We start from the raw sequence: 23,419 nt of genomic DNA, 5'->3' as shown, positions 1-23,419 counted from the left end.
TGAGGTCTTGCCAATCTATGATTTTCAATGAACTTTTGTACTATTAACAAACGTACGAGCATTTACGCTGGGAAGCGGCTTGCTCCGATGTCGCAAATCCAAGATCCCAACATTTATCGTCGGCGACCACTTCATATTGCGTATAGAATCAACTGGCCAGAGCAGTCTAAAGTTCTATCAGGGCATTCAAACCTTACAGGGTACGATTTTCGGATCATGGCCAAGGTGGACAATCCGGCTGCCGGTAGGGTTGATCGGATGAACGCTTTTGCCGATGATCACGCCCTTTTTATCACTGCGGTAGGTCTTCGTCAGGGTACCAAAAACCGAACGGACTTCCGCCAGGGTATCGCCCGGCGCTACGAGTTGCCCCAGCTTTGGGACAACGGTAAGAATGCCCCCTTCGTCCGTGTACCACCAATTAGATGTAGGGCATACCAGAATGGTTTCCACCGTGTGTTCGACCTGTCCCTTAAGCATACCTAAGTCGTACAGAACATTTCGGACCCCGAGTAGGGCATCTTTGATCACATCATGCTGAAAAACATGTGGGTCCCGAAGCTCCAGCGTGATGGCAGGTATACCTAGATTAGCGGCTGCACCGCGGAAAGTGCCATCATTGGGAGTATTGTGGAGAATAATTTCCGGATTTTGCAGCATAGCCATCCGGGCTGTTTGGGGCTGGCTCATATCCGCACGGATGTACCATGAGTTGATGCGGCCGGCACTCGCAGTATGCAAGTCGATCAGGTAGTCAAAGTGCCGCAATACCCGCTCTATAAGACGGTAGATGTAGACCTGGCTCAGGTTGCCATCAGGATCACCGGGAGCGATGCGGTTGAGGTCTACTCCATCATTAAACTTACGCTGTTCCAGCATGAGCCCCGGAATGTTCATGACAGGTACTCCAATTACCGTTCCGGACAACTGATCGGCATCAAGGGTAGCAAACAGGCGTTGAATGACCGGTATACCATTGAGCTCATTGCCATGGATAGCAGCGGTCAGCCCCACCACCGGCCCGTCTTTTTTACCCCGGGCAATCAATACTGGCACGCGCACCGGAGCACCTACCCCATCTGTGATCATATGCAGCCAATACTTCTGAATAGCCCCTGCAGGCACTTGGCCAGGGTCCAATTCAGAAAGGACAGCGTAGGTTGCAGACTGGTACATTGCGTTTTTCGGTAATTAACAGACTAAATGCTTATAAAGGTCAGGAACTTACTCCAGTTTTCGGAAAAACGCTACAGGTAAGCGATAAAAAAAGGCAGCTCCCTGAATAAACAGAAAGCTGCCGCTTTACACTCACTAGTTTATGAAACTTTAAACCAACGTTAAAAGTCAATTTGATATATATAACTCTGAAAGTCGATTTTTATTGTGCTGACGAGGTAGCTCGTAAGATTATTTCAATATGCTCCAAAATAATGAATAATCCTGAAAGATTCAATGCCAGTCACCGACAAAATGACGCTTTCGCCAATTTAATTACGATAAGGAGGGAAATTGACATTTAAAGGTTGGCTGGAGGCGCTATTTTTTTTGAAAAAACATTTTCAACCAGAAGGCCGGGCGCACCAATTGTTCACGCAGGCTAAAGTCATTGTACATGCCAGACAGGACTTCGATTACTTTTTGGTTGCCGGCAATTACACTGGCGATGAGGTTAACGATAAAAGGGTACATGAGCATTTTTTGCAATCGGTAGCTTAGGCGCATTTCAGAGCCCAGCACACGGTCCACCCGTTTGTCGTAAGCTTTCAGAAAAGCTGCGGAAAAGTCGTTGGCTTTCAGGCATTGCTCCAGCTGTTCGGCAGCGATAAAGCCACTGTAGAACGCATTGCCAATGCCTTCACCGGTGAGCGGGTCCACCAGGTGCCCGGCATCTCCCACCAGCATGTAGTGATCCCCGGAAATTGCCCGCCGTTTCGACCCCAGGGGCAGCCCAAAGCCCTTAATATCACCAACCAGCTCAGCCCCTTTAAAGCGCTCTTTCAGAACAGGGTGGGTTTCCAGCAACTGCAGCATCTCTTTCCGGAGGTTGACTTTCCGGCGATTGAGGATGTCGCTGCGCATACCCAGCCCTACATTGGCCTCTCCATTTGGCAGGGGGAATATCCAGAAATAGCCCGGTGTGATAGACTTGATAAAGTGTAACTCGATGAAATTATCTTTATCCAGTGCTTTGACGTTTCGGTAGTACGCCCGGACTGCTGCGGCATAGTGCTTATTGTCTTTTTCAAGCCCTGCCTCTTTGCGGCTGAATGCCGAGTAGGCACCATTTGCCACAATCAGCATCCGGCAGTTCACCGTAAGATCGCCTGACTTGTTGCTCACAAACCAGCCGGTTTCAGTGCGCTTAAATGTGACAATTTCTGTTTTGTCAAAAAAACGGATATTGTCCCGGCGTTCCACTTCTTTGACCAAAAAATGATCAAAATCCATTCGTTTCGTGACATATCCGGGGGCTTCAGCGGCGTTACGGACGTAATTCGGCCGAAATGGAATGTTGAGTGCCCGGTTATTGGGCGAGACAAATTGAATGCCCCACACGTCTGACTGCACAGGGCTTGCATTAAATCGCTTGAGGATATCCGGGTCAAGCCGGTTAAGCAGGGTGGTTACTTTTCCGCTGATGGCATCACCACATACCTTATCTCTTGGGAAGGAGGCTTTGTCCAGCAATACAGATGGGATTCCCATATAGCTGAGCTTAAGGGCGGTGGCGGCTCCTCCCGGACCCGCTCCAATAATACATGCATCAGTGGTCAATTGCATAGGAGGGAGTTAAGTGCGCTAATATACACAAAGCCAAAAAAACGTGCGCCCACCAGAAGGTTAATTCTAGCGGGCGCACCGTGATTCCCCCTTACCTTGCAATCCTTAAAGATTGCACGATAATATCAAATTGTTGATACAAAGATAGGGGGCACAGACAAAGTTTCAAACCCCATTTTCATGGGGCTACCCTGTATTCACAGTGTTTTATCATTTTTTGTGACATAACAACATTGCGAATAACAAAACTTTGCTTTTTAATTCCCACCCAGTATCAATGGCAAGCCATTGCCGCCTTCGCCACCGACAACGATGACCTTTGAGTTCGGAGAGTTAGCCAACTGCAACGTGGCTTCAATACCTTTGTCCTGAAGAATTTTATCGGTCAGGCTGGCACTTAGAATGCGGTTGGACTCTGCTTTAGCTTCCGCCTCGATAATCTTCCGCTCAGCCTCTTTGCGCTCCTGCTGCAGGATGTAGTCGTACTTCAGGGCTTTTTGCTCCGCCTCGATTTTTGTCTCAATAGCTGTACGTACTTTATCCGGCAGTTCAATATTGCGTATCAGGGTTGCCCGCAACTCTATGAAGTTGCCACCCAGGCTTTCTTGCAGGTTTTCCTGTATCAATGCCTGCACCTCATTGCGCTTGGTAGAATAGAGTTCTTCCGGTGAGAATTGCCCGATGACTTCACGCACAGAAGAACGAACCTCTGGCCTGACCAGGCTTTCAATATACTGTGGCCCGAATTTCTCGTGAAGGTCACCGATATTATTGTAATCCGGATTTACACGTACGGTGACATCTACCTGGATGTTCAGACCATTTGCAGACAGTACTTTCATGTCCTCGTCAATTTGCTTTTCCCGGATATCGTAGACATACATAATATTCCAGGGCGCGATCACGTGAAAGCCCGGGTTGTAGATATTTTCGCGGTCCAGTCCTCCACCGAAGCGCTGGAAAAGAACCCCACGCTCTCCAGCCTCAATGGTTAGGAAAGTCGCGTTAGAGAAGGTCAGGATAGCGATAAGGGCTACAAAGACAATGATGCCGTATGTGATTAATTTACTTTGGCTCATAATTGATTTTAATTGGTGAAATGAGATACCTCGCTGGCATCTGATTGTTAAGATAACAACTTTTAGGAAATCGGGTTTTGCCTATTATAGTAACAACCCGCCCAAAACCGCCCAACTGCCAAATATTTTCTACATTCGTTCGGGTTTATGAGGAGCTTAACAAACCTTTGACTGACCTGAGTAGTCTTATATAGTGATGATGTACCGTTAAAATTGGTACATTAGGAAAAAGCCAAGCATAATATGAATATCCGATTTTCCATACTTTTCCTTTTTCTGCTGGGAGCGCTAAGCCTGAATGCACAGCAAAATAAAAATCTGGTACAGTTCTCCGGGATGGTCCTCGATGGGACTGATGACCAACTCTTCCCGGTGCCTTACACCAATATTCTTGTTAAGGACAAAGGGCGGGGCACCTACTCCGATCTGCGTGGCTTCTTCTCCATTGTGGTGGAAAAAGGGGACATCATAGTTTTTTCTGCTATTGGCTACAAAACCGTAGAATACCAAATCCCTGAAGACCTCGATGAAGACCGCTATTCTATCGTGCAGCTGATGACACAGGACGCCATCAATCTGCCAGAGACGGTCGTTTTCCCCTGGCCAAGCCGTGAACATTTCAAACTGGAATTCCTTGCGATGGATGTAACGCCGGAACTACAGGCGCGTGCACAGGAAAATCTGGCCAATGATGCCTTGCGCCGTATGCGGAATGAGGTCGTACCAGATGGCCGGGAAAACGCAGATTTCTACCTACGGCAGCAGTCCCGCGACTTCTACCATATTGGACAGCAGCCGCCGATGAATATCTTCAACCCTATTGCGTGGAAGCGGTTCTTTGACTCTTGGAAAGCGGGAGACTTTAAGAAAAAGGACAAAGACGAGTAACACTTCTAGCTGTTCGCCTTCCCAAAAACTTTTCGCCCCCAAATGAGCACCTGAAAGCCGTAGGTGCCTATCCAATACCCCAGGGCAGCAAAGGATAGCATGCCCAGGGCCACATAAGACTTTACGGCACGCAGATTGATTTCCAGAAATTCATAGTACACGAAGTCCGTGAGTACGAAAACGGTGTGGATGATATAGAGCACCAGCAGTACCCGGACCAATGTACGCAGGTATAATACTTTTCGCCACTCATGCGGATTGCGCTCCCGCCGGACTTCCAGCTGCCGCTGCCGGATGTAGCGATAGGCAAAATAGAGATAGGCGAAAAAAGACGTCAGGTAAAGCCCCTGTTCAAAAGCGCCGTAAAATGGATTGAAGTAAACCCGCCCCATTGCGGCTTTCACCGCCACTGGCTGCAAAAACATAACAACAAAGAACAACAGCTGCCCGATCGGCAGGATAAAATGTTTGGCGTCTGTCCACCGGAGCTGATAGGAAGGGTAAAGCGATAACTTGGCGTGAAAAAAGAGCAGGACCGGAAAGGACAACGTAAAATAGAGCGGCAGGAACTTCCCCTCCGGCCAGATCTCGTAGAGCTCGATAAAATTGAAAATATTGTGGATAAGGGTGAGCCCAAAGGTGATGAGCAGCACCCCAAAGAACCAATTTGACCTTCGGTCACCGGATCGCTTGAAGAAGAACAGGGCTCCTACCATAAGCGCCTGTACAACTCCGACCAGCAGAAAAAAGAGCAACAAGTAAAAGAATATACTGCGGTCTCCCGTAACCAGAAAGTCCATATAGATTTAAGTGTTGAACTTCACGTTAATTTGGTTCCAGAGCGCTTCGATCTGACGGGTTTTCGCCTGAGGGCCAGTGATGCTGATCAGCACATAAACTCCGTTGCGGGCCCACATCCGGATAGCTTCCACGTCGGCACCGGCCGCCAGAATGGCCTGGAAACCGCCGGCATCCGCTTCGTACTTCAGTTCTTTCGTCCCTACCTGGTGTTTGTCCTGAAAAGCTTCTTTCTCAAAGCTGTAAATTTTTTCCGGGGTCCAGTCCATGACGTTGTGAGAGCCTGCAATGACCAGCTGTATGGTCCCGTTTTCTGCTTCCAGTGTGATACCATCCCCATTGATTGGACGGTCCTGTGCCAGGTGAAGGTCTCCCGGATACTCCACACAAAAGCCGAAACGGTTGTTGCAATACTCCAACGGGCCCTGCGCAAACGCAAACTGAACACCCAAAATGGCGAAAAGAAAGGATAAGGTAATCTTGAGGTTTTTCATGGTTTTATTTTTGACCATTTAACGGTTTAAGGGATTGTGATGGTAGAAAGATACGGCTATTTTGGCTTTTCTTTAACGTTGCCGGATCGCTTTCCTTATTCCTACCGGAAAGATAACCTTATCTTTGCACTCCAAACTATAATATAACTGATTATGCAAGTTTTCCTTAGCCGGGCGCTCCTTTTTCTGGCTTTTGTTAGCCTTACAACTTTGACGCTGGCGCAAGCGGAAGGGGTTGACACCACCTCCTCAGGCTATCAAATCGGTTACGAAATCGGCAGCTGGCTGCCTTTTATTATCCTCTTTACCCTTGCGCTGATGGTCATCATCCGCAGCTTTCGTTTATCACAAAAGAAAGGCCCCCAATAATGCAACCCCTTACTGCTATTCCCACTCGTGCGGATATCGAAGCCACCCACGAGGCGATTGAGCCGCTCATTCACCGGACACCGGTACTGACTTGTGCTGCCATTGATGAAAGGGCTGGTGCGTCCCTGTTCTTTAAGTGCGAAAATTTTCAGAAGGTGGGCGCCTTTAAGATGCGCGGCGCCAGCAACGCTGCAGTACGGCTGAGCGAAGCAGAGCGCCGGAAAGGCCTGGCTACTCACTCTTCAGGCAATCATGCACAGGCGGTGGCGCTTAGCGCAAAAATGCTGGGCGTACCGGCTTACATCGTCATGCCAAAGAACGCACCCGCTGCCAAAAGGGCGGCCACCGAAAGCTACGGGGCACAAATCACTTCCTGCGAAAACACCCTCGCTGCCCGGGAAAGCACCCTGCAAACGGTAGTTGAGGAAACCGGCGCTACTTTTATCCACCCTTACAACGATTACAACGTCATTGCCGGACAGGCGACCTGCGCCAAAGAGCTGCTGGAAGATGTGGAAGGGCTGGATATACTGATTGCGCCCGTTGGTGGTGGCGGGCTCATGAGCGGCACCACGCTGAGTGCACGCTACTTTGCCCCAGGCGTAAAGGTATTCGGAGCAGAACCGGAAGCCGTTGACGATGCCTACCGTTCCCTCCGGAGCGGGCAATTGGAATCCAATACCACTATTGATACCATTGCCGACGGGCTGCGGACTAACCTGGGCGAAAAGACCTTTGACATCCTGAAACGGGAACTCGACGACCTCTTCCTAGTCTCAGAGACTGAAATCCTGCAAGCCATGCGGCTGATCTGGGAACGCATGAAGATTATCATTGAGCCCAGCTGTGCCGTCCCCCTTGCGGCCATTCTCAAACACCCCGAAGTGTTCGAAGGAAAGCGAGTCGGCGTAATCCTCACAGGCGGGAACGTGGACCTGGACCGGCTGCCGTTTTAGGAATTGTTCCCATTATTAACTTTAAGTTTAAACACAATTCCCCTGCTGAAACGTTACTTTTGTAGCCCGGTAATATCACCGTGGGCCTCAAAACCAGCTAAATATCCGGTATGAGAAATTTTCTGATCGCCATGTCTACCCTTTTACTGAGCAGCGTTGCCCTTCAGGTACAAGCACAAGGCAAGACCTGGAAAACGCTGTCCAAAATCACCTTCAAAAAGGAATACAACGAGATGATGGGCTTCAAGGTGGATGTCCCGGTATTCAGTGAGGATGTGCTGGCGATGGACGGTAAAACCGTAGACGTACGGGGCTACATCATTCCGGTAGAAGGTTATAAAGGGCATAAGGAATTCATCTTTTCTGCCTACCCCTACAATATGTGCTTTTTTTGCGGTGGAGCCGGTCCGGAAACGGTCATGGAGGTGTTTGCCAATGAGCCTATTGAGTACACCGCTGAGCCTATCACCATCCGTGGTAAGCTGGAGCTCAATGCCGATGACATCAACCGCCTGATTTACGCCCTGACCGATGTGGTCAAAGTGGAAGAAGACCGCTAAACGTACCGCCTCTTTTTATGCAAATCAAGACAACGCTGTTTCGGTTTTTGCTGCTGTCCCTAACTGGCTTTTTGCTTTGGCAATGCGCTAACCCTGGCCGGCCCGAGGGTGGCCCCAGGGACGAAACGCCCCCCAAACTAGTGCCGGAAAAATCTTCCCGCAACTATCAAACCAACTACAAAAAATCGCCTATTGAACTCACCTTCAATGAGTGGGTGGAAATACGCGATGCCTTTAATCAGGTCATCATCTCCCCGCCCCTGCAGTACAAATACGAGCTCTCCATCAAGGGCAAAACCATCATCTTTGAATTTGATGAGCAGGAAGAACTACGGGAAAATGCCACCTATGCTATCAATTTTGGAGAAGCCATACAGGATATTACTGAACGGAACCCGGCGCAGGACGTGCGCTACGTTTTTTCTACCGGTGACTACATCGACTCCCTGAGCGTTCGCGGCATCATCGTGGATGCACGGACTACTCAACCGATTGAAGGAGCTTTGTTTTTGCTTTACGACAATACGGCTGACTCTGTAGTAAGGACCGAGCGCCCTTTTTACTTCGGCCGAACCAGCGCCGACGGGCAGTTTATCATCCGTAATGTGAAGGCAGATACATTCAAGGGGTTTGCGCTGCTGGACAACAACCTTAACTACCTTTTCGATCAGGCGCAGGAGGCCATAGGCTTCCCCGACAGCCTGCTTGTGGTCAGCGACAGCCTTCAGCCTTCCCTTTCTATCCGAATGTTTACAGAAGCGCTGCCGCTGCGCCTGACTACCGGTGACGACAGTCAGTACGGGCGGGTCAGAATCGCCTTCAATCAGCCGCGCCCCGATGACGTTGACATCACCCACGAAAATATCAGTCAGCGGAAAGTCATCTACGAAAATCAACCGGATACCACCAAAATCTGGTACGAAACCACCACTGATCAGCCCTGGCAGATTTATATAAAGCAGGATACTGTTTTTTACGACACGATTGATGTGCGGGTGCGCGACCGGACTGCTTTTTTGGAGAATGCAACACTCACCTTTGAAGGAAGGGGCGGCAGCAGCAAACAGCATCCCAGGGAACCGCTAGCCCTGTCTTTCAACCACCCCATACTAGCCTACGATACGAACCTGATACAGTTATACGAAGATACTTCCAAAACCCTGGTGAGGCCTTCCTTCAGCCTGGATACAAATGGGCAACGCACCCTTGTTCTGGACTACAAATGGAAGTCAGGCAAACCCTATTCGCTGGAGCTTATGCCCGGTGCCGTAACCGATATCTATAGCCTGAAGTCCGACACCATCCTGCAGGATATCAATGTGGACCTGCTGAAGAACTATGGCAACCTGTTCCTGACCGTAGACAGCCTCTCCGCCGACTCGGCTTACATTATTGAATTAATGGATGGGGAAAACGTCATTCACACCTACAAAGTGTCCGGGCAAACGAGCTTCGAGCAGGAACTCCGATACCTGCGCCCGGCTACCTTCACGGTACGCCTTACCGAGGACTGGAATGGCAACGGGCGCTGGGATTCCGGCCTTTATGACACCTACCGGCAACCTGAGCTCATGTACACCCGCGATTTGGAACAGCTCCGGGCCAACTGGGACCTTGAAGCCGTCGTTACGCTGGACCAGATGCAACAGCAAGCCCGGCAAAAACGGCAGCCGCCTCTTGCCCGGCCGGAATTAACGGCGATAGATTCGACTGCTACAGACAGCACCGCTGTGGACACCCTACGCAATCTGGATAACTTACCGCCTTCCGTACGGGACCGGATTGAGAAAAACTAGCCTGTATTGCCTGCTCGTTTTATTGCTCCAGAAGCCCTTACTGCCCCGACTGCTGCCGGGGTTAAGTGGCTAAGTATTTACAGCTCAATCCACTAGAACGAGCGGTCATCCACCTGTTCCAGCCAGTCTTTGATCACATCCACTACTGAAGCGACGCAGCCATCCTCGAAGGGAGAGCGCAGGTTAGCCAGCTGGACCAACTCCAGGAAGGACTGACTGCCGCCCGCCTGGCACAGCCGCAGGTAATCACTCCAGGCCGTTTCATGCCCCTCCTGATCTTTTTTCCAGAATTGGAAGGCGCAAATCTGCGCCAGCGTATAGTCGATGTAGTAGAAGGGCACGTTGAAGATGTGGCTTTGCTTCTGCCAGAAACGCCCGGCATCCAGAAATTCATACCCATCGTAATCGCGCTGTGGCAGATACTTCTGCTCAATCCGCCGCCAGCCGGCGTTGCGCTCTTCCGGCGTAATGTCCGGGTTTTCATACACGAAATGCTGGAATTCATCCACGGCCACCCCGTAAGGCAGGAAGTGGATAGCGCCCGCAAGGTGGCCAAATTTGTATTTCTCGGTGTCTGCTTTGAAGAAGGATTCCATCCAGGGCCAGGTGAAGAACTCCATGCTCATGGAGTGTATCTCACAGGCCTCCGTTGTGGGCCAAACGTACTCCCCGATACCCTGATCCCGGCTGCTGTATACCTGGAAGGCATGGCCGGCTTCATGGGTCAGCACGTCGATATCGCCGCTTGTGCCATTGAAGTTGGAGAAAATGAACGGCGCTTTGTAGCCATCGATGAAGGTGCAGTACCCTCCAGTGGCTTTGCCGGGGCGGGTTTCCAGGTCCATGAGCTTGGCTTCCTGCATGAAGCGGAAAAACTGATGCGTCTCTGGTGAAAGCTCCCGGTACATTTGCTCTGCCTGCTCTACGATCCAGCCCGGCTCGCCTTTAGGGTCCGGATTGCCGGAGGCGAAGCGGAGGTCTTCATCGTAAAAGCGGAGTCTGTCCAGCCCCAGCCGGTTACGCTGCCGTTCGTACAGCTGCTGCGCGATGGGCACAATGTGCGTCTTGACTTGTTCCCGGAAGTTGGCTACCATCTCCGGGTTGTAATCGGAACGCAGCATACGGTCGTAGGCCAGTCCGATAAAGTTATCATACCCCAGTTTTTTGGCAATCTGATGGCGGACCTTGACCAGTTGGTCGAATACCCCCTCAATGGCTTCTGCATTGGCTTCATAAAAGCCCCACTTGGCGAGCTGTGCTTCCCGGCGGGTCGCCTGATCTTTATCCGTCTCATGCTTGATGATGGAAGACAGGTTTTCCTCCTTGCCGCGGAACTCGATCTTTGCGCCAGCTTTGATCTTGGTGTACTGACTGCTCAGTTTATTCTCTTCCTGCAGCAGCTCCAGCACAGCGTCATCAAAGGTTTTCAGGCTCTGCTCGGCAATACGGAAGAGTTGTGCGCCCCATCGCGCTTCCAGCTCGGGCCGGAATTTTGCGTTGAGGAGCTGAGCATAGAATTTATTGACCAGCCCCTGATAAGCCGGAGTTTGTTGGTCGAAGTACTCATTTTCCTTCTCGTAGAACTCATCTCTGGTGTCCATCGTATGCCGGATCATGCAGATGTTGTACATGGTCGAGAAGGTATTGCGCAAATCGTTGATGTGGCGCAGGGTTTCGTGTTGTTCCTCTGCGTTATGCGCATGCTCAAAAGCATCAAGGGCAGTCTGGAAGTCTTCTTCGAAGCGCTTAAAATCGGGGCGCTTATATTCAAATTGGTCAAATGTTGTATTCACGGCTAAGGTTTGCATAGTTGTTGCAGCTTTCAATGAGATAACAAAGCGGTAAGGTTTATCGAGAGACAGTTGCCTCTGAACGGAAAGAAAAAACCAATCCCGGCCATTAGCACTGCTAAAGGAGAACAAAGATAAGACAATTTAGAGCCTATCTTCCCCTTACTTGGTCGGAAAGTGTGTACATTTGTGGCTGTTTCCCCAATCCTGACCTTATCTTAGCCTGCTTAGAATTCAGGCAGTTGCTTAACAGGCTGCATGGATCAAAAGTTTAAGGACTAGCCGGTCAGACCAAAAGCGATGATGTGGAACAGCAAGCATTAAAATCACAAATAGACCTCGGCAAACTTCCCCGCCACATTGCAGTCATTATGGATGGCAACGGCCGGTGGGCCAAGCAGCATGGCAAACCACGGGTGTTCGGCCACAAAAATGGGGTAACCGCCGTACGGGAAGTCACAGAGGCTGCTGCCGAACTGGGGGTAGAATACGTTACACTCTATGCTTTTTCCACAGAAAACTGGAAACGCCCTAAGCTGGAGGTTGGTGCACTGATGCGTCTGCTCGTGGAAACGTTATCGAAAGAAATCGAAACCCTCAATAAAAACGATATCCGCCTTAAAGCCATCGGTGACCTTTCCAAACTTCCGGATATCACCCACAAGGCCCTGCTCGACGGCATTGCGAAAACCCAAGACAATAAGCGGATGACGCTGGTCCTGGCACTCAATTACAGTGGCCGGTGGGAAATCACGGAAGCCGCCAAAAGGCTAAGCGAAAAGATTAAAATCGGGGAACTGGCACCGGAAGATATTGATCAGGACACCCTGGGGCATCACCTCAGCACCAAAGGTATACCTGACCCGGAGCTCCTCATCCGCACCAGCGGAGAAACCCGGATCAGCAATTTCTTGCTTTGGCAAATTGCCTACGCCGAACTCTACTTCACGCCCACCTACTGGCCGGATTTTCGGAAAGCTCATTTCTACCAGGCCATTATCGACTATCAGCGGCGGGAACGGCGATTTGGGAAAACCAGTGAACAATTGGTGTAAAACAGGCTGTAAAAGGAGATTTTCACAGCGCCCATACAACCTCTGGCGTCAGCAAGGCGTCCCCTTAGGGTAGTTTTTTCTAATCCGCCCCCGGAATATGCGGTTTTGCTGATTACAACGCTTATTTTTGCGGGCAAATCCACTGAAGGCCAGTGAAAAGTGGCCTCCGACAAGTAATGCGCCAGTTGTGCCCCTGTTTTGGGAGCGCTTAGAAGCACAGCAACTTGCAACAGAAGCACATGAAACAATTGACATACCTGCAAAGCGATTCCATGCAGATGAAGACAAAAGCCTTTTTTTTAAAGTGCCTGATGAGCCTGTCTCTCCTGGCACTAAGTTTACCACTCCTGGCACAAGCTGATCAAGACAGTATCCCGGTACTCGAATACGGCGAACCACTGGAGTACGAAATCGGCGGCATTAAAGTTGTCGGCGCAAACTATAGTGATGACAACGCCGTGATCAGTATCGCGGGCTTTCGGGTAGGTGATAAAATCCGTATTCCGGGGCCAAAAATCCAAAAAGCGATCAAAGCCCTGTGGAAACTCCGCCTCTTTACGGATGTCAAAATCGTCAAGGAAAAGACCATCGGCGATATCGTTTTCCTGGAAATCCATGTTCAGGAACGGCCCCGCCTCACCCGCCACTCGTATCAGGGCGTAAAAAAATCTGTCCACGATGACCTCAATGATGAGGTGAACAAGTACTTGCTCAAAGGCGGGATTGTGACTGAAAACGTCAAGACCAACGCCCGCGAAGCCATTGAAGACTACTTTATAGGCAAAGGCTTTCTGGATGCAGTAGCCACCGTTCGGGAAATCCCGGACTCCATCCGCCCGAACTCGGTCCGCCTGGTCTTTGATATAGACCGTAAGGACAAAGTGAAAATCCGCAATATCAACTTTGTGGGCAACGACAACGTCAAGGGCAAGAAGCTGCGCAAAAAAATGGAGGACACCAAAGAGAAGCGCCGCCTCTTCGCCTCCTCCAAATTCATCATGGACGAATACGAGGAAGATAAGGAAGCCCTCATCGCTTTTTATAATACGCTGGGCTACCGGGATGCGGCGATTGAAAGCGATAGTCTCTACCGGGATGAAGACGGCTTGCTTAACATCCAAATCAATATTGATGAAGGCAATCAGTATTACTTCCGCAATATTGCGTGGAAAGGCAACTCGATTTACGATGAGCAAACCCTGGCTAACGTGCTTAGCATCTCCAAAGGAGATATTTACAATCAGGAACTGTTGCAAACCCGCCTGAGCTTTAGTCAGGATGGCCGGGATGTCAGTACACTTTACATGGACAATGGCTACCTCTTTTTCCAGGTAGACCCTATCGAAGTGGCGGTAGAAGATGACTCAATCGACCTGGAAATCCGAATATTTGAAGGTCCTCAGGCGACGATCGATAAAGTGGTGATCAAAGGCAATGACCGCACGCACGAGCATGTCGTCCGCCGTCAGCTCCGGACACTGCCGGGCAAGAAATTCAGCCGTTCCGATATCATCCGCTCGCAGCGGGAACTGATGAACCTCAACTACTTCAATCCGGAGACGCTGGGTATCAACACGCCGGTCAACCCGCAGCGGGGCACCGTGGATATCGAATACACGCTTGAGGAAAAACCCTCTGACCAGTTAGAGCTTTCAGCAGGCTGGGGTGGCCTTCAGGGGGTGATTGGCACGCTGGGGGTTTCGTTCAACAACTTCTCCATGCGCAACATCTTCAACAAGGAAGCCTGGCGCCCGCTACCACAGGGGGATGGCCAACGCCTGTCGTTGCGTGCGCAAACCAACGGTACCTTCTTCCAGTCCTATAACGCTACCTTTACCGAGCCCTGGCTGGGCGGCAAGAAGCCCAACTCCCTTACAGTAGCTGGTTTCTACAATAAATTTTCTCAAGGATTTGGAGATAATCCCAGCAGCCTCAGCATCGCTCAGCTATCTGTGAGCCTGGGTAAGCGCCTGAGATGGCCAGATGACAACTTCGTCACCAGCACGGCTCTAAATCTACAGCAACTCACCCTGAATGAATGGCGTGGACAAGCGTTCACTACAGACCAGAATGAGTTTGTGAATGATGGAAAGTTTAATAACTTCAGTATTACACAGACGCTGGTACGCTCCACGGTCAGTGACCCGATCTTCCCGAAAGATGGATCACGGATTTCGCTTTCGGTCCAATTTACCCCACCCTATTCCCTTTTCAATCCCGACCGGGACTACGCTTCTGAGCCAGTACAGGAACGTTTCCGCTTCGTGGAATACCACAAGTGGCGGTTCGATGCGGATTGGTATACGCCGATTGTGGGCGACCTCATTTTCAAAGCTCAGGCCAAAATCGGTATGGTGGGCTCTTACGACTCGCGTTTGGGCACCTCCCCATTTGAGCGCTTCCTGCTGGGCGGTGATGGTATTAATAACCAGCAGTTTGGTTTCCAGGGTGTGGATATTATCTCACTGCGGGGCTACGAAGAAACAGAGCTGCCTGCCAATATAAATCCGGCACGTCCTGGTCAAACACTGGCTACTCCGGTATTCAGCAAGATTACCGTAGAACTCCGGTACCCACTCTCCCTCAATCCGAGCTCAACAATCTACGTTCTCGCTTTTGCACAGGGGGGTAACGCTTGGAGGTCCACCCGGGAGTACAATCCCTTTGACCTCCGCCGCTCAGCCGGTCTTGGCCTTCGGGTCTTCCTGCCGATGTTTGGCACACTTGGCTTCGACTATGGTATTGGCTTCGACAAGCCGGGTGCAGAGCGGACCATTCAGGGCTTAGGCAACTTCAACATCATACTTGGTTTCGAGCCGGAATAATCTACCGCAACCAAAGACGGAAAACGGGGGCAGCCATCAAGGTTGTCCCCGTTTTTATTTAGTACATATAGGTCTTGAGATAGGCCCAGATATCGTGGCGGTTCATAAAGCCATACAGCAGAATGGCAATGAAGAGGAACAGGAAAAACAAGCGGGTTTTGCGCATGGTATCCTGGAAGCGCTCCCGGCGGCTCCTGAAGTTTCGTTTTCGGCTTTTGTACCCCATTGTTGTGTTTTTCGCAAAGGTGCGCTTTTTTCAGGATTGAATGTACCTGCTGGCAGAATTAAATACCTTTGTGGCGTTCCCAGTAATTTTGGTCTTCCACCTCTTCCAGAATCGTCAGGTAGTTTTCATAACGGAGCACACTTAGCTCTTCCGACTCCACTGCTTCACGGACGGCGCATCCGGGCTCAGAGCGGTGCAGGCAGTTGCCGCCGAATTTGCAGTTTTCAGAGTACTTGAAAAACTCCTTAAAATTGTGGGCCACATCCATAGGCTCCAGATGAATAAAGGAAAGCGACTTGATGCCTGGGGTATCAATGATCGCACCACCGTCACGCAGCGGATGCATTTCTGCGAAAGTGGTCGTATGCTGCCCTTTGCCCGAGTAGTCGCTTAGCTCTTGTGTACGAAGCTCCAGGTCGGGCTCCACGGCGTTGACGAGCGTCGACTTGCCCACGCCCGACTGGCCTGTAATGAGCGTGGTTTTATCTTTCAGCACGGCCTTTAGCTCGGGTATCCCCTGCCCTTCCAAAGCAGAAACCAAAATCGCTTTGTACCCGATGTGCTCGTAAATATCCCGCAGGTATTCAAATACGCCAACGTGCCCGGCATCGTAGAGGTCCGCTTTGTTAAAAACAATGATGGCAGGGATCTCATAGGGCTCCGTCATCAGCAAAAACCGGTCAATAAACCCCTGCTTGAGGTCAGGCTGGGTGATCGTCATAATGACAATGGCCTGGTCGATGTTGCTGGCTAGCAGGTGAAGGTCATGCCGGCGGCGGGGTGACTGCCGGACCACATAATTGCGGCGGGGCAGGATGTTCCGAATGGTCCCGTTATCCTCTTTCTCACTGCGCTCTACCTCAACCCTGTCGCCTACTGCAACGGGGTTGGTGATTTTTTGACCTTCGAGCCGGAATTTCCCGACGATGCGACAGTCCAACACGCTATCATCCTCCATTTGCACCTGATACCAGCTCCCTGTGGATTTAACGACCGTTCCTTGTTCCAAATCTGTTGTGTTTTGAATTTCAGTAGTGCAACCATGCTCAACCCGAGAAGGTTCCCAAAAGCATCAGCTTGCACCGGCATGCACCGCTTCGGCCATGGCGCGCAGCAGGCGGCGGTCGTTTTCAATGGCATTCCCTACCACGATAACGTCTGCACCAGCGCTGGCAGTCTGGAAGGCCCGCTCCGGAGTACGGATGCCCCCCCCTACGATGAGTGGGACTTGTGTATTACTGGCGACCCGGCGTATCATCACCTCTGAAATAGGGTGGCGCGCACCGCTGCCGGCATCCATGTACAGTAGTTTGAGCCCCAGCATCTCTCCGGCGAGGGCCGTTGCCATGGCAATATCGGGTTTATCGGCCGGTATTGGCGTGGTATTGCTCATGTAGGAAACAGTGGTAGCCGCACCTCCATCAATCAGCATATAGCCAGTTCCTATGACCTCCAGGTCAGCATGATGCAGATAAGGTGCGCTAATGACCTGCTGTCCAATTAAGAGCTCCGGGTTACGGCCGGAGATCAGAGATAGGAAGAGCAGAGCATCCGCATTGGGGTCGATTTGCAATGGACTACCGGGGAAAAGGACAAGCGGAAGATTGCAGGAAGCCCGCAATTGCTGCAAACAGGCCGAAAGGGTATTGTGAACCAGCAGACTACCACCTACAAACAGAAAATCTACGTTGGTTTGTTCGCCCAGCTCTGCGAGCGCAGGCAGGCCATCTATGCTTACTTCATCGGGATCGATGAGTAAAGCAAAGCACTTCCGGCCTTCTGATTTAGCCTGGCATATCTGTTGGTATATAGGATTCGGCTTGGACATGTTTTCATTGCGGCTTAGACCGCTAAGATAAAATAATTTTACAGTCCGCTTACCGCCCGGCTTAAGTCCGTTTCTGGACCAGCACTGCCATTGACCGCTCCAGCTTTCCGACTTCCAGCCAGAAGGCCCGAAATTCCTCATAGGCAGCAGGAGGCAGCTCTGCCATTTTGCGTTGGAGCACTCTTACTACGGTTATAACATCCTGTTGATGGTCAATTTTCAGCTGATAGTAGCCTGTAGGATGCTCAAGGGTAGCCGTTTCTTCCATGATGCTCTCCACTTCATAACCTTCAGGCAACTGGTAACGCACGGTGTCGCGGTAAGTAAAACCTTCCCTCAGGGCGATCGGCCAGTACCGGTTTTCATAGGCAGGTGGGGCTGCTCCGACAGAACCTACTGGCAGCAGGGGCAGGAACAAACGCTTCCCCCCTTTGGAGGCAAACCTTTCTGATTTACCCTCCAAAAACACCTGGCAAGCTGCTTTATCCGGTTCTGGCAACACCTCTACTGTTTCTATAAGCAGCCCCGGGGCAGCCAACAAGTTTTCCCGGGCAGCATCCTTTAGCTCTGTTTCAGAATAGTAGGCCCCCATGGCCCGCCATCGTTCCGCATCCCTGGAGGCCATTTGAAAGTGCTGGCGGAGTTCCGCGTCTCCGGTTGCACTGAGCTGTACGGTGGTGGTTCCGCTACGGATGTTATCCAGGTACCCCAGGTGGGGCGTATGGTACAAACCTCCGCCCTCCTCTTTTACAAGCAACACTTTCCGGTCGTGGTTGCCGTAATGAATGAACTGTGGCGGGCCGATGGGAAGCGTACATTCCAGCCAGCTGTCCTGACCGGGCAAGTACAATAGCACATGATTAAACTGACTTTTGACCAAGGCTGTATCCAGCTTAGCCGGTGTACCACCTGTCCGTATCAGTGCCGGGTGTGCTTCAATGCCCACTTCCCTAAGCATGGCCCACATGTAATTGGTCAGGGCTTTGCAGTCACCGTATTTGTTTTTTGTTACGTATTCAGCATCAAAAGGCTGCCAGCCTCCTATGCCCAGCTGAACGCTGACGTAGCGCATATTTTGCTGAAGGTAGCGGTAAAGGAGGGCAATTTTTTCTTCATCTGAATCGGCTTCGGCAGTCAGCTGTTGGATTTCCGATGTTACGGTTGCAGGTAGTACGCCTCGCCCTTCCCACAGAGCGTAAATGTATTTACTGAGGGCTCCCCAACTCGAGCATTCCCCTTCGTAGCCCTCAATGCTAACACGACCTGGCACACAAACCACCCTGGGCAACAACTCTTCAGCCTCCGGGGCATAAGCTTCATAAGGCTGGGCTTTAAGATGCTTTACCTCCCAGGTACAAGACCATTCGTTTCCAGCATTAGTGCGCGTGGGTTCAACCGGTAGCCGGTATCCCTTGTAATTGACTGGAAAATCTATCGGCGCACTGAAGGAGAACCGGGCAGACTCAACGCTGTAACCAAAATACTGTGGGTACCACTCCTCCCCTGCGGCAAAGTCAATGCCTTCCAACTCACGCTCGTAGCGGTAGGTAATCGTGTAAGGATAAGTGCTATGCCTGACTTCCACCTGTTTTACCCGGCGGTCGCCATAGAGGGTGCCTCCCGAAACAGCAGAGTAATCCTTCACTTCGTCCTTGTCCACTACCCGCAGTTCCCGGCCCATTGCATCATACAGCACAATTTCAATTTTACGGACCCGTGTCCCTTCATCATAGTGAATGAACAGCTCATTGGCACTGCTTTTTTCGTTAAGCAGCGTTACCGTTTTTTCGACTTTCAGGTACCCTTTTTTCTCGGACCGGATATCCAAGTGCACATTATAGTCCCGTACCACTACGTTAGCACCTTCTTTCAGGCTGTCGGGGATGATGAACGCGGCATAGTGCTGTGCAAAGGCAGGCATTGCGAAAGCCAGAGTGCTGGCCAGTATCAATCCTTTCATGGTTCTAGGTCTTTTTTCGGAATACGAATTGCTCGCCCTGCTTTTCGATGACGAGGTCCAGAAAATGCTTGAGCGCTGGGTATTCTTCGGGTTCAAAATGCGTTTTATCGAGACGCAGGCTGTACACCAGGTTGACTTTCCCCGTAGTTTCAGTTGGGGTAAACTCAAAGCTGCCCGCCTTGCCCGGGAGCGTAAAACTGGCAGCTTCCGGCATTTCTTCCAGCAAATAGCCTTCCGGGATTTCAATAATGAACACATCCCGCACATCGAAGGGGTGGGCCAGATCTACCGGATAGCTCCGTTCGGCTTTCTGAAAAGGGTTCTCTTCAAAGTAGGGCAAAATACAGGGGGAAAAATAGATAAAATCATTAAATGCCTGCGCAGCTCCCGGCACATCAGCTTTGTAGCCTGCCTTTACAGCATCTACCGGGTTTTCAGGCAGCTTCAGTTGCATTTCCTTTGTTGTGCTCTGCGGGAAACGCTCCAGGAGGCTTTCCGTTAAGGCCTCCAATCCTGCTTCCCCAGCCGTTTGTGTACGTACAGCTACAGCATGATAGCCCTCAGATTTAGTCTGTATCTGGTACGAAAGGTCACCGTTTTCGGAAAGGCTCATCTGAAACATCCTTGCTGTACTCGCCCCGGGAGGAGCGATGTTTATCCACTGCGGGTTCGTCTCGCTGACCAGCCAGCCCACTTTATTGAGAGAGGCTTTGCGGGGCACACCTGCCGGTCGCTCATCATCGCTGAGGTCCAGGATAAGCAGTTGATCATTGATCCTTGCCACCGTAACCATATGGTTAAATTGCCGGACGATAGGGTAAAGCTGTATCATTTTGCCATGGCTTCGGGTACTCAGCAGCACCGGGTAGCACTCTATTTCCAGGGCTTTCAGCACCGTCATCATGATAAGGTTCAATTCACCGCTGCTGCCTTTTTTTCTTTCAAAGCATTCCAAAACCCCCTCTTCGGCATTATACCAGTAGGTGCCATCCCATTTCAGAATGTCCTGAAGATAATAATAGGCCGCCAGTGCTTTTTCGGAAGGTGTACCGTCTGCCGGCAAATAGGGCTCAAGCGCACTTAACAACTGCTTTTGATTGCGCTTTTTGTCGAATTGCAGCCCGAAAGAAGTAGAAGTAAGCAAGCGCTTTGCCACATCAGGCCAGGTAGAAAGAATCTGATCAACGGGCTGATCCGGAAATCGGACTGCCTGCAACTGAAAACGCAGGCTGGCCCGGTAATCATCCAGCGTAGTCATAAAGGCCTCTTCCCGCAGTGCAGGTACATTCTCCATCACAAACCGGTAACGATTTACCTCTCCGGACATCGTGGTCGTGCCAGAAGCTTGTTGATAAGTTCCCGAAAAGCCAGCCTGCTTGGTTTTATACTGCACCACGCGGAAGCTTTGGGTGAGCCGCTCCTGCTCGTTGATATCCGGGCTGCGGCCATTCGTCAGGAATAAGTATTCAAACCAGATCGGAATATCTATGTGCAGTTCGCTCCAGCGGACCGGAATATCATGCTGATAGTACCAGGATCGCAGTTGTACGATCCGGTCGGAGGTGATGGTGTAGGTGTATTCGATTACCGCACCTTCCTCCAGATTTGGAAAAGTAAACTTTAGGGCTTTTACCTCGTCGGCTACTTCCTCTTCATAAAAATCCCGCCCTTTGAGTCGGAAGGTCTGCCCGGAGCCACGTGAAATCGTTTGTGCTTTGAGCCCGCTGATCTGATCATTGCCGTAGAGGTAAAGCTGCACATCACCATAGTCAAAGGCAGACTTGTCCAGAATTTTGATGCGGCGATGGTGTTCAAAAACATAGCGAGTGCCCTGCCCAAAGTCAAACTTCAGCGTGGCATAATCGCCAAGAATTACAGCAGCGGCAGTGGTGTCTTCTGGGAAAGTGGTCATATTCAGCTCTTCCAGGTCCACTTGCCCCCACTTCATTGGAGACTTTTGGGCATTTGAGGTGGTTAAAACAATAATGCTTAGTAATACTAGCGCGAAACGTAGATGATTCATCATCCAGGGTTTAATAAATAGAAAATATTAGGGTTTGCGCAGAACGACCTGCGCGGTTAGTTTTTCTGAAAATGCCTCAAAGAGCGCCTTCATTTCAGCATACCTCTCTGGCTGGAAAGTGAGTTGATTAATTTCTATACGCGTCTCTACTTTAAGTTGGCGATCAATCACCTCGGCTTTGTAGTCAAAAGCCACCCCCTCTCCTTCTAACACCTGATGCTGGGATTCGGGAATGAAATCCACCTCCCACCCCTCGGGCAGATTGACGGTGTTCATCGTGACTTCCCTGATCGGACGGCTAAAGTCAACAGGATAGTGCCGTTGTGCCAGCTTAAATGGATTTTCGATGAACTTTGAAAATAGCACTGGCTGAAAATAAAGGTATTCGTTCACCACATTGCCGGCCGTTTCGTACCGCACTTGGATCTGCTCGGCGTAGGACAGGGAAGCTTTATTGGGGTCCTTACGGCGAAGATCTTGAAACTCCGCACCTTCGGGCAGGCGATTGTTCCAGTACTTCCCATCAGGATACTGCCGGGCCAAAGAACGCTCTCCCGATGCACTGATACCCTGGTAAGTCGCCACAACTGTGCCCTGTAGCGCACCATCACCACTCAGGTCAAGATTATAGAAAAGTTTAAACTCATCATTTCCGGGCGTGATATTGATCCATACTGGCTGCTCCTCATTGACAATCCATCCGTAGCCATTAAGCGAGTATCCCCTCAGGCTTCCAAAGGGCTGATAATCCACAGGCGTTTCCAGTAACAGTACGCGGCCAGCAACTTCCAGATAGACCAACATATGGTTAAACTGGTCCATGATAGGGTACTGTTGTGTCATTTTCCCATGCCCGCGGGTAGAGATCAGGACCGGATAGGCCTTATAGCCTTCTGCTTTCAGCAATGCGGTCAAAGCAATACCCAGATCAGCGCTCGTTCCACTACCCTTTTCCAATAGTTCGTCCGGCGATTGTCCGGGAAAATACCTTAACTCGTCATCCCAGGCCACCTTGCTGCCTAAAAACCGGTAAATGGCTTCTGCTTTTTCAAGCGGATCATCTATACCGGCTATTTCCGGCTGTAATGCTTCATGCAATGCCTTGTAATGGCGCTTCTTGAGGTAATTTTTGCCAAACTCATCCCGGTCTTCAAGCGTCCTGGCAGCTTCAGCCCAGCTTGTAAAAACTTCTCTTACGATTACACCATCGCGCTGCTCACTCAACTGAAACCGTACACGGGCCCGGTAATCATTGATCGTAGTCAGGTAGTCTTCCTCCTGAATCGCGGGTGCATTTTTCATCATGAAGTGGCCGTCACCGGCAAATAGCTCCATATTGCCCAACTTATAGAGCTTACGGCCATCGTCCAATTCGTACATACTCATTTCAGTACCGGTTTCCAACAGTGTCGTATAGGAATAAGTCGACTGGTTATCGATTGACAATTCACTGTGGACTACCGGGTATTGGCCCTGAAAATACCAGGCGGGCAGCCGGAACATACGGTGGGACAAAATCTCATATTCTAATTCGATCACTGCTCCGACTTCTACATTAGGCAAAGAGGCTTTGTGAATCGTGTAATATTCATTGTATTCTTCCTCAAAGAAATCGGCTTTACTGATTTCATAGAATTGCCCGTTGGGAAGGGTAATGCGCCCTTTCAGAGAGACCAGATGATCTGACCGCTCCTTATAAGTATAGCGGTAAACCCTTAGGTCTGCCTTGTCGAAAGCAGATTCTTTAAGGATTTTTATGCGCTCGTAGACCTGCATCTCCAATTCACTGCCATACATTGCGGAAGGGAATATCTGGTAGTCGGCTTTAGCGTGCAAGACCACTGCCGCAGCCGAGGAGTCATCTGGAAAAACTTCCATAGCTAGCGCCTCCGGTGGAATTTGCCCAAACCGGGCTTCGGACTGTGCAGAAATGCTGATGGCGACAAAAAGTCCCAAAAAGCTAAGGGTAAAAAGAGCTTTGATTTTCATGA

At 50.5% G+C, this 23,419-nt stretch carries 19 protein-coding genes; 7 read left to right on the top strand and 12 right to left on the bottom strand.

Annotated features, from left to right (window positions below; genetic code table 11):
- Nucleotides 1–186: 186 nt before the first annotated feature.
- From MRY86_RS11295 to MRY86_RS11285, 3 genes are all read right to left on the bottom strand, one after another.
- The gene (locus tag MRY86_RS11295; RefSeq protein WP_293567804.1) at nt 187–1,176 is read right to left on the bottom strand and encodes a succinylglutamate desuccinylase/aspartoacylase family protein; all 990 of its coding nucleotides are present in this window, start codon (nt 1,174–1,176) and stop codon (nt 187–189) included.
- Nucleotides 1,177–1,536: 360 nt separating this feature from the next.
- Nucleotides 1,537–2,781 (bottom strand): geranylgeranyl reductase family protein, encoded by a 1,245-nt coding sequence (locus tag MRY86_RS11290; protein WP_293567806.1) that lies wholly within the window; start codon nt 2,779–2,781, stop codon nt 1,537–1,539.
- Nucleotides 2,782–3,038: 257 nt separating this feature from the next.
- Nucleotides 3,039–3,860, bottom strand: coding sequence for a prohibitin family protein (locus tag MRY86_RS11285; RefSeq protein WP_293567808.1), 822 nt, complete (start codon nt 3,858–3,860; stop codon nt 3,039–3,041).
- Between the two features lie 243 nt (nt 3,861–4,103).
- Here MRY86_RS11285 and MRY86_RS11280 point away from each other — a divergent pair, with 243 nt between their 5' ends.
- Nucleotides 4,104–4,748: a carboxypeptidase-like regulatory domain-containing protein gene (locus MRY86_RS11280; protein ID WP_293567810.1), complete on the top strand. Its 645-nt coding sequence runs from the start codon at nt 4,104–4,106 to the stop codon at nt 4,746–4,748.
- A 5-nt stretch (nt 4,749–4,753) separates the two neighbouring features.
- On the opposite strand, the gene MRY86_RS11275 is transcribed toward MRY86_RS11280, so the two are convergent.
- Together MRY86_RS11275 and MRY86_RS11270 are read right to left on the bottom strand one after the other, a co-directional pair.
- A complete protein-coding gene (locus MRY86_RS11275) occupies nt 4,754–5,548 on the bottom strand; it encodes a hypothetical protein (RefSeq protein ID WP_293567812.1) in 795 nt (264 codons plus the stop codon).
- A 6-nt stretch (nt 5,549–5,554) separates the two neighbouring features.
- Entirely contained in the window at nt 5,555–6,040 is a 486-nt protein-coding gene (locus MRY86_RS11270; protein WP_293567814.1) for a hypothetical protein, read from the bottom strand.
- Between the two features lie 153 nt (nt 6,041–6,193).
- Between MRY86_RS11270 and MRY86_RS11265 the strand changes: the two genes are divergently transcribed.
- From MRY86_RS11265 to MRY86_RS11250, 4 genes are all read left to right on the top strand, one after another.
- On the top strand, nt 6,194–6,409 hold the full coding sequence (locus MRY86_RS11265) for a hypothetical protein (protein WP_293567816.1): 216 nt from the start codon (nt 6,194–6,196) through the stop codon (nt 6,407–6,409).
- The gene (locus tag MRY86_RS11260) at nt 6,409–7,365 is read left to right on the top strand and encodes a pyridoxal-phosphate dependent enzyme (RefSeq protein WP_293567818.1); all 957 of its coding nucleotides are present in this window, start codon (nt 6,409–6,411) and stop codon (nt 7,363–7,365) included. Before MRY86_RS11265 ends, MRY86_RS11260 begins: the two co-directional genes overlap by 1 nt.
- Nucleotides 7,366–7,475: 110 nt before the next feature.
- Entirely contained in the window at nt 7,476–7,925 is a 450-nt protein-coding gene (locus MRY86_RS11255; protein ID WP_293567819.1) for a hypothetical protein, read from the top strand.
- A gap of 17 nt (nt 7,926–7,942) precedes the next feature.
- Nucleotides 7,943–9,721, top strand: a complete 1,779-nt coding sequence (locus tag MRY86_RS11250) for an Ig-like domain-containing protein (RefSeq protein ID WP_293567821.1) — start codon at nt 7,943–7,945, stop codon at nt 9,719–9,721.
- A 92-nt stretch (nt 9,722–9,813) separates the two neighbouring features.
- Here the strand turns inward: MRY86_RS11250 and MRY86_RS11245 are convergent, their stop codons facing one another.
- Nucleotides 9,814–11,529, bottom strand: a complete 1,716-nt coding sequence (locus MRY86_RS11245) for a M3 family oligoendopeptidase (protein ID WP_293567822.1) — start codon at nt 11,527–11,529, stop codon at nt 9,814–9,816.
- 287 nt (nt 11,530–11,816) lie between these two features.
- On the opposite strand from MRY86_RS11245, the gene MRY86_RS11240 reads away from it, so the two are divergent.
- The gene (locus tag MRY86_RS11240) at nt 11,817–12,566 is read left to right on the top strand and encodes an isoprenyl transferase (protein ID WP_293567824.1); all 750 of its coding nucleotides are present in this window, start codon (nt 11,817–11,819) and stop codon (nt 12,564–12,566) included.
- 239 nt (nt 12,567–12,805) lie between these two features.
- Nucleotides 12,806–15,391, top strand: coding sequence for an outer membrane protein assembly factor BamA (gene bamA, locus MRY86_RS11235; RefSeq protein ID WP_293563363.1), 2,586 nt, complete (start codon nt 12,806–12,808; stop codon nt 15,389–15,391).
- Nucleotides 15,392–15,449: 58 nt separating this feature from the next.
- Here the strand turns inward: bamA and MRY86_RS11230 are convergent, their stop codons facing one another.
- The 6 genes from MRY86_RS11230 to MRY86_RS11205 form a co-directional block, all read right to left on the bottom strand.
- Nucleotides 15,450–15,617, bottom strand: coding sequence for a hypothetical protein (locus MRY86_RS11230; protein WP_293563364.1), 168 nt, complete (start codon nt 15,615–15,617; stop codon nt 15,450–15,452).
- A 58-nt stretch (nt 15,618–15,675) separates the two neighbouring features.
- The gene (gene rsgA / locus MRY86_RS11225; protein ID WP_293563365.1) at nt 15,676–16,626 is read right to left on the bottom strand and encodes a ribosome small subunit-dependent GTPase A; all 951 of its coding nucleotides are present in this window, start codon (nt 16,624–16,626) and stop codon (nt 15,676–15,678) included.
- A 63-nt stretch (nt 16,627–16,689) separates the two neighbouring features.
- On the bottom strand, nt 16,690–17,445 hold the full coding sequence (locus tag MRY86_RS11220) for a geranylgeranylglyceryl/heptaprenylglyceryl phosphate synthase (protein ID WP_293563366.1): 756 nt from the start codon (nt 17,443–17,445) through the stop codon (nt 16,690–16,692).
- 61 nt (nt 17,446–17,506) lie between these two features.
- The gene (locus MRY86_RS11215; RefSeq protein ID WP_293563367.1) at nt 17,507–19,405 is read right to left on the bottom strand and encodes a DUF3857 and transglutaminase domain-containing protein; all 1,899 of its coding nucleotides are present in this window, start codon (nt 19,403–19,405) and stop codon (nt 17,507–17,509) included.
- Nucleotides 19,406–19,409: 4 nt separating this feature from the next.
- Nucleotides 19,410–21,353, bottom strand: coding sequence for a DUF3857 domain-containing protein (locus MRY86_RS11210; RefSeq protein WP_293563368.1), 1,944 nt, complete (start codon nt 21,351–21,353; stop codon nt 19,410–19,412).
- A 102-nt stretch (nt 21,354–21,455) separates the two neighbouring features.
- Nucleotides 21,456–23,417 (bottom strand): DUF3857 and transglutaminase domain-containing protein, encoded by a 1,962-nt coding sequence (locus MRY86_RS11205; protein WP_293571456.1) that lies wholly within the window; start codon nt 23,415–23,417, stop codon nt 21,456–21,458.
- Nucleotides 23,418–23,419: the final 2 nt, after the last annotated feature.

This window comes from Phaeodactylibacter sp. (genome assembly GCF_022763345.1).
Lineage (GTDB): Bacteria > Bacteroidota > Bacteroidia > Chitinophagales > Saprospiraceae > Phaeodactylibacter.
Note: the sequence above shows the minus strand (reverse complement) of the source record. Positions and strands in the feature narration are given on the sequence as shown.

Bases quoted from the DNA above. Each gene is read 5' to 3' on its own strand.
- MRY86_RS11295 (WP_293567804.1), bottom strand. From the start codon at position 1,176: ATGTACCAGTCTGCAACCTACGCTGTCCTTTCTGAATTGGACCCTGGC.
- MRY86_RS11260 (WP_293567818.1), top strand. From the start codon at position 6,409: ATGCAACCCCTTACTGCTATTCCCACTCGTGCGGATATCGAAGCCACC.
- MRY86_RS11250 (WP_293567821.1), top strand. From the start codon at position 7,943: ATGCAAATCAAGACAACGCTGTTTCGGTTTTTGCTGCTGTCCCTAACT.
- bamA (WP_293563363.1), top strand. From the start codon at position 12,806: ATGAAACAATTGACATACCTGCAAAGCGATTCCATGCAGATGAAGACA.
- MRY86_RS11220 (WP_293563366.1), bottom strand. From the start codon at position 17,445: ATGTCCAAGCCGAATCCTATATACCAACAGATATGCCAGGCTAAATCA.
- MRY86_RS11280 (WP_293567810.1), top strand. From the start codon at position 4,104: ATGAATATCCGATTTTCCATACTTTTCCTTTTTCTGCTGGGAGCGCTA.
- MRY86_RS11265 (WP_293567816.1), top strand. From the start codon at position 6,194: ATGCAAGTTTTCCTTAGCCGGGCGCTCCTTTTTCTGGCTTTTGTTAGC.
- MRY86_RS11285 (WP_293567808.1), bottom strand. From the start codon at position 3,860: ATGAGCCAAAGTAAATTAATCACATACGGCATCATTGTCTTTGTAGCC.
- MRY86_RS11230 (WP_293563364.1), bottom strand. From the start codon at position 15,617: ATGGGGTACAAAAGCCGAAAACGAAACTTCAGGAGCCGCCGGGAGCGC.
- MRY86_RS11245 (WP_293567822.1), bottom strand. From the start codon at position 11,529: ATGCAAACCTTAGCCGTGAATACAACATTTGACCAATTTGAATATAAG.
- MRY86_RS11275 (WP_293567812.1), bottom strand. From the start codon at position 5,548: ATGGACTTTCTGGTTACGGGAGACCGCAGTATATTCTTTTACTTGTTG.
- MRY86_RS11215 (WP_293563367.1), bottom strand. From the start codon at position 19,405: ATGAAAGGATTGATACTGGCCAGCACTCTGGCTTTCGCAATGCCTGCC.
- MRY86_RS11270 (WP_293567814.1), bottom strand. From the start codon at position 6,040: ATGAAAAACCTCAAGATTACCTTATCCTTTCTTTTCGCCATTTTGGGT.
- MRY86_RS11255 (WP_293567819.1), top strand. From the start codon at position 7,476: ATGAGAAATTTTCTGATCGCCATGTCTACCCTTTTACTGAGCAGCGTT.
- MRY86_RS11210 (WP_293563368.1), bottom strand. From the start codon at position 21,353: ATGAAGTGGGGGCAAGTGGACCTGGAAGAGCTGAATATGACCACTTTC.
- MRY86_RS11290 (WP_293567806.1), bottom strand. From the start codon at position 2,781: ATGCAATTGACCACTGATGCATGTATTATTGGAGCGGGTCCGGGAGGA.
- MRY86_RS11205 (WP_293571456.1), bottom strand. From the start codon at position 23,417: ATGAAAATCAAAGCTCTTTTTACCCTTAGCTTTTTGGGACTTTTTGTC.